Raw genomic sequence first — 5,657 nt, forward strand, 5'->3', positions numbered from 1 at the left:
GCCGAAAGCCTCGGCTTCGACCTCGTCTGGTTCGCGCTGATCATGCTGCTGGCATTGGAGATCAGCTTCACGACACCGCCCTTCGGGCTTCTGCTCTTCGTGATGAAGGGCGTCGCGCCGCCGGGCACGACGATGCGCACGATCTACATGGCGGCGCTGCCCTTCATCGCCTGCTCGCTGATCCTCGTGGCGCTCCTGGTGGCCTTCCCCGGCCTCGCGCTCTGGGCGCGCTAGCCGTCCGGTCCCCGCGGCGGCGACCGAGTAAGCGCTTTCACATCACGCCCCTCGGGCGGCGCGTGCACCTGCGGGGGCGCAGATCGGCAAATGCCGCGCGGTGGGCGGCGGGCGTGCCTTGCGGGCAGGCACCGCGCTCGCCGCTCAGATGACGGCGAGGCTCCGCGCGAGCATGGCGGCATGCGTGCGGTTCTTGGCGTCGAGCTTTCGGCAGATGGCGCGCATGTGCATCTTCACGTTCACCTCGCTGAGATTGACGTGAAGGGCGATTTCCTTGTTGGTCGCGCCATCGGAGGCGAGCTTCAGGATAATGATCTCGAGCTCGGTCAGGTCCGTCCCGTCCGGCGCGCCGGAGCCGGCGGGCGGTGCGCCGGCGGCGGGCATGAAGACCTCGCCCGAAAGGACAAGCTGCAGCGCGCTGGTCAGCGCCTTCAGCGGCATGGTCTTCGGGATCAGCCCCCGCACCCCGAGGTCGACGGCACCGGCGACGAAGCGACGGTCCGCCTCGCCCGAAAAAAGCACGACCTTGGTGTCGCCCGCGCGGGCGAGGACGCGTTGCACGCTTTCCAGCCCGGTCATCCCGGGCATGCGCACGTCGAGCAGCAGAAGGTCGTAGGGGGTGTCCCCGGCGAGCGCCTGGATCGCTTCGGTCAGGGTGCCGACGACACGCGTCTCGAACCCGCCCGACCGTTCGAGAAGCCGGGCGACGGCTTCGGTTATCATCCGGTGGTCGTCCGCGATGAGGACCCGCGCCGGCGCGTCGTCCGCATCGTCGGTCGCCACGCGTGTATCGAGATCTGCTGAACCGGCCATGTGTGCGCCCTCGTGCTCGTTCGGTGTGTGCGCGCCCCTTCGGTTGCGCACCGCCGTGACATAACGAGTGTTCTTCGGTCGATCCAAGTGCCATTCGGTTATCTTACGTGGCGAAAATATCCAAAGATACATCGCGTGACCGTCCGTGGCGTCGTAGGCAGTCGTAGGGCATCAGGAACGACGGGGACGCAATGCAGCGACGGGATTTCCTGGGCGGGCTGACCCTCTGCGCCGTCATGGGGCCATGGGTGCCGGCGACCGCCGGGCGCGTGCTCCTGAGCGTGCAGGGGGAGGTTGACGGCGCCGGGCCGGTGCAATTCGACGCGGCCGCGCTCGATGCGCTGCCCCGCCGCGAGATCGTGACCGCCACCGAGTGGACGGACGGGGTCGAAACCTTCGCCGGCCCGGCCCTCGCCGACGTGCTGGCGGCGGCGGGGGCCGGCCCGGGCGATCTGCGGCTGACCGCGCTCAACGACTACAGTGTCGACATGCCGCGCAAGGTCGTCGCGCCGGAGGTGCCGATCGTCGCGCTCTATCGCGACGGCATGCGGTTCGGGGTGCGCGATCACGGTCCGCTCTGGATCATCTTTCCCTATGACCGGGCGGCGCGCTATCGCAACGAGCAAATCTTTTCCTACTCGATCTGGCAACTCGCGCGGATCGACGTGAAACCCGGCTGAGGGCGCCGGGCATGATCGCACCGCTGCGAGATGCCGCACGGGTCCGCGGGAGCCGTGCCGCCGCCGCGCTGGTCGCCGTGATCCTGCTGGCCGCCCTCGCGATGCTCGCCAATTCGGTCATGGTGATCGAGAAGCGTACGGAGCTGCACCAGACGGCCTCGGACAACCGCGCATGGGTGCTTTCGCAGCTCGAGGCCGACTACGCCCGCCTCCGGAGCGCCGTGAGCGGCGCGCGTGCGGTGACGGCACGCGGCGCCATCCCCGATCTGGGGGAGCTCACGCTGGCCTTCGACATCTTCTACTCTCGCGTCAGCACGTTCGTCACCCTGCTCGAGGCAGCCGCGTCCGAGGCTGCGGTCGCGCCCCAGCGCGAGCGCATGCTCGCCCTGCGCGCGCGGCTGGCGTCGCAGGTCGACGCGCTCGGCCCACCGCTGGGGGCGCCCCTCGCACGACTGGACGCGACGCTCGCCGAGGCGGCGCCGCTCGTGCGCGACGCCTCCGTGACCACGCTTCACAAGCTGGTCGCGGATGAGACGCAGGCGCGCGAGGAGGAAAGGGCGCTCTTCACGACATACGTGGCGATCTCGGTCGCGCTGCTCGCGCTGATGCTGGGGGCCGCGATCCTGTCGGGGCGGGTGTGGTCCGAGGTGCATCGCCGTGCGGCGGTCGCGCGGCGGTCGACGCGGATGCTCGAGCGGCTGTTCGATGCCGCGTCCGACGGTATCGTCGTCACCGATCCCGACGGCAGGGTGCTGCATGCCAATGCCGCGGCGGTGAAGCTGGCCCCGGCACTGCGTCCCGCTGCAGAGGGGGCGGAGCGCGCCGCGGCGCCGGGCCTCGGGGATCTTCTGGGCGACCCCTGTGCGCCGATGATCGACGCCGGCCCCGTGCGCAGCCATCTGCGCGCGCCCGACGGGAGCGAGCGCCCGGTGGACGTGACGGTGACCGCGACGCGCGACCTGGAGGGGGAGCGCATCCTCGCCGTGTTCATCCGCGACCGCGCGGCCGAGGCGGAGGCCGAGCGTGCGCAGGCCCGCGCGCGGGATGCCCTCGAAAGCTATGCCGAAGCGAAGGACCGTTTCTTCTCCGCCGTCAGCCACGAGATGCGCACGCCGCTGCACGCGGTGCTGGGGGCGCTGGATCTCCTTCAGAACGCCGCGCCGGGGGCCGAGCGCGCGGATCTGCTCGCCATGGCGCGGGAGTCGGGCGACCGGCTGCTGGCGCTGGTGGAGGATGCGCTCGACATCACCCGGCTCGCCGAGTTGCCGGCGCAGGAGCGCGCCGTCTCGCCGAGCTCGCTTGCCCGGCGGGCGATCTCGGCGCATGCCGCCGACGCTGCCGCGCATGGCACCGAGCTGCGCCTCGAGATCGTGGGCGAGATGACGCCGCGGTTCTACAACGGCTGCACACAGGGGATCGCGCGGGTGCTGAGCCGCCTTATCCGGCATGCGGTCGCCGCGGCGCCCGGCGGCGTGGTCACGGTGACGCTGCGCCACGGTGCGCCGGGGGCGGATGGCGTCGCGGCGTTCGAGGTCGTGGTGGCCGATGACGGGCCGGCGCTGTCCGGTGCCGACCGCGACCGGATTTTCGAGCCCTTCGAGGTCGTGGAGGGGCGCGCGGCGCAGGATGCGGGCACGGGCCTCGGTCTGGCGCCGGTGCGCGCGCTGGTCTCGGCGATGGGCGGGACGGTCACGGCGGATGCGGCGCCGGGCGGCGGCGCGCGCTTCCGTGTGGCCTTGCAGCTCGACGTCGCGGAGGACGGCGACGCGGCGGCCGAGGTCGCGGGGCCGTCGCGCCCTCTGCCTGCCGGCGGCGCGGCGCTCGTCGCGGACGACGCGCCGGTCAACGTCGCGCTGATGCGCCGGATGGTCGAACGCCTCGGCTTCGCCGTGGAGACGGCCGCAGACGGCGTCGAGGCCGTGGAGAAGGCGAGCGCGCAGTCCTATGCGCTGATCGTGCTCGACTACCTGATGCCGGGGCTCACCGGGATCGAGGCCGCGCGGCGCATCCGGGCGACGCAGACGTCCGCGGAGGCCGTCATCCTCTGCGTCACCGCGGTGGCCGACCTGGTCCCGCCCGAGGCGATGCAGGACGGCGCGGCGGACGCACTGCTGTCGAAGCCGCTCGACGGTGCGACGCTGGCGGGGGCGCTGGAAGGCGCGGCGTCGCTGTCGGCCTCGGGAACGCCCGATCCGGCCACGACCCACCCGGAGCTTGCGGGGCTTTCGAACACGCTCGACCGCGCGGAGCTCGACGCGATGCTCGGCCCCGACACCGCCGCGGACATGATCGCGGCCGCGCTGGAGGACGCCCGAAGCGCGCTCGCCGCGCTTTCCGACACCGGGGCGGAGCGCACGGCGCGGATCGAGGCGCTGCATCGCGCGGTGGGATCGACCTCGATGATCGGTTTCCGGCGGCTCGGCGCGCTCTTCAAGCAGGCACAGCGCGAACTGATGGCGGAGCGTGACACGGCGCTGCCGGTGCTCGAAGCTCTCCTCCACGCCGATGTCGCCGCGCTGCGCCCGGCCGACAAGGCCGGCTGATGTCCACGGCACGATGATCGATAGTTTTCCGCTTCGGCGGAACGATGCGCTTCTGTCGCCTGTGCGCGCGCGGTGGACCGATAGCTTCCTTCGGGATATGCGGCACCTGTGACAGGTCTGTGGTCATGTCAGGCCGTGACGCCGCGAAAGTGTGGTGCCACGAAAAAAGGGGACTAGGTCTGTGAATGAAGTGACAGGCTCCCGCAGAATGACACAGTCCACGACCGCGCCCCTCGTCGCATCGCCCGGCGCAGACGCGCTCCGGCTTTTCGGCGACAGGGTCGGAACATGGGAAAGCGACGCGGACGGCGCGGCGCGCGTCTCGCCCCGGTTGATGGCGCTCCTGGGACGTGGGGCGGAGGAGACTTCCTTCTCGTCCGCGGGCTTTCGCCTGCTCGTCCACCCGCACGATCAGGAGGCCTTGCGCGAGGCGCGCGAGACGCTTTTTTCCGAAAAGGCGGAGACGGTCGCGATCGATCTGCACCTGCTCCATGCAGAGGGGGGCTACGTCGCTCTCAACGGGTATGGTTGCGTCATCGCGCGCGACGGCCCCGGTGGACGCCCGACGCGCATCGGCGGCGTCGCCTTCGCCCCCGAGACGACCGTGACGGGCGACACGCGCCACGATCCCAAGGCGCTCGCCCTGCGGGAGACGCGCGACGGGACGGCGATCGCCGACGCCGGAGGCTATTTCACCTTCATGAACCCGGCGCACCGGCGCATGTTCGGCATCGAGCCGGGGGCGGACGTGACCGCGCTGCACTGGTCGGATCTCTACGCGCCGGAGGTTCGCACGCTGATCGAACGCGAGGTTTTCCCGGTCCTGACGCAGACGGGCTCGTGGAGCGGGGAGCTGCGTGGCCGGCGCCTCGACAACGCGGAACCCGTGCAGCAGGAGGTGTCGCTGACGCTCGCCTCGGGCGGCGGGATCATCTGCGCGACGCGGGACATATCCGAGCGCCTGCGCGGCGAGGCGGAGCGCGCGCGCCTGCGCGAGCAGCTCCTCGTGTCGCAGCGCTACGAGGTCGTCCATGCCCTCACCGCCGGCGCGGCGCATGATCTGAGAAACCTCCTCGGGCTGGTTCAGCAGCACGCCAGCGGGATCGAGGCGGGCCTCGAGGACGATCCCGCCGCGGCCGCCGCCACCATCACCGAGACGGTTCAGGAAGCTGCCCGCCTGCTGAACGACCGCCTCGCGCTGGGCAGGGATACGGGCGACGGATACGCGCCGCTCGATCTGCGCGCACCGCTCGCGAAGGCCGCCGAGCTGGTTGGGGCGACGCTCCCCCCGGGGATCGCCCTCGATCTCGACCTGCCCGAGGCCGCGGTGATGCTCTCGGCGCGCCACGTCGACGTTGTGCAGATGGTGCTCAACCTGATGATCAAC

The 5,657-nt window shown here is 71.2% G+C and carries 5 protein-coding genes; 4 read left to right on the forward strand and 1 reads right to left on the reverse strand.

Annotation, left to right across the window (positions count from 1 at the left end):
• Positions 1 to 234: TRAP transporter large permease subunit (locus ACESL7_RS12230; protein WP_372893598.1), on the forward strand; the 234-nt coding region annotated here is incomplete at its 5' end.
• 144 nt (positions 235 to 378) lie between these two features.
• Here ACESL7_RS12230 and ACESL7_RS12235 read toward each other — a convergent pair.
• On the reverse strand, positions 379 to 1,047 hold the full coding sequence (locus tag ACESL7_RS12235) for a response regulator transcription factor (RefSeq protein ID WP_372893599.1): 669 nt from the start codon (positions 1,045 to 1,047) through the stop codon (positions 379 to 381).
• Positions 1,048 to 1,238: 191 nt separating this feature from the next.
• Here ACESL7_RS12235 and ACESL7_RS12240 point away from each other — a divergent pair, with 191 nt between their 5' ends.
• From ACESL7_RS12240 to ACESL7_RS12250, 3 genes are all read left to right on the forward strand, one after another.
• Entirely contained in the window at positions 1,239 to 1,727 is a 489-nt protein-coding gene (locus tag ACESL7_RS12240) for a putative pterin-binding protein (protein ID WP_372893600.1), read from the forward strand.
• 11 nt (positions 1,728 to 1,738) lie between these two features.
• A complete protein-coding gene (locus tag ACESL7_RS12245) occupies positions 1,739 to 4,270 on the forward strand; it encodes a response regulator (protein WP_372893601.1) in 2,532 nt (843 codons plus the stop codon).
• A 208-nt stretch (positions 4,271 to 4,478) separates the two neighbouring features.
• Positions 4,479 to 5,657: PAS domain-containing protein (locus ACESL7_RS12250; protein WP_372893602.1), on the forward strand; the 1,179-nt coding region annotated here is incomplete at its 3' end.

Source organism: Rhodosalinus sp. (assembly GCF_041685465.1).
In the GTDB taxonomy this organism is placed as follows: domain Bacteria; phylum Pseudomonadota; class Alphaproteobacteria; order Rhodobacterales; family Rhodobacteraceae; genus Rhodosalinus.

What these genes read in the sequence shown, in the direction of transcription:
- ACESL7_RS12240 (WP_372893600.1), top strand. Translation starts at nt 1,239, where the DNA reads ATGCAGCGACGGGATTTCCTGGGCGGGCTGACCCTCTGCGCCGTCATG.
- ACESL7_RS12245 (WP_372893601.1), top strand. Translation starts at nt 1,739, where the DNA reads ATGATCGCACCGCTGCGAGATGCCGCACGGGTCCGCGGGAGCCGTGCC.
- ACESL7_RS12235 (WP_372893599.1), bottom strand. Translation starts at nt 1,047, where the DNA reads ATGGCCGGTTCAGCAGATCTCGATACACGCGTGGCGACCGACGATGCG.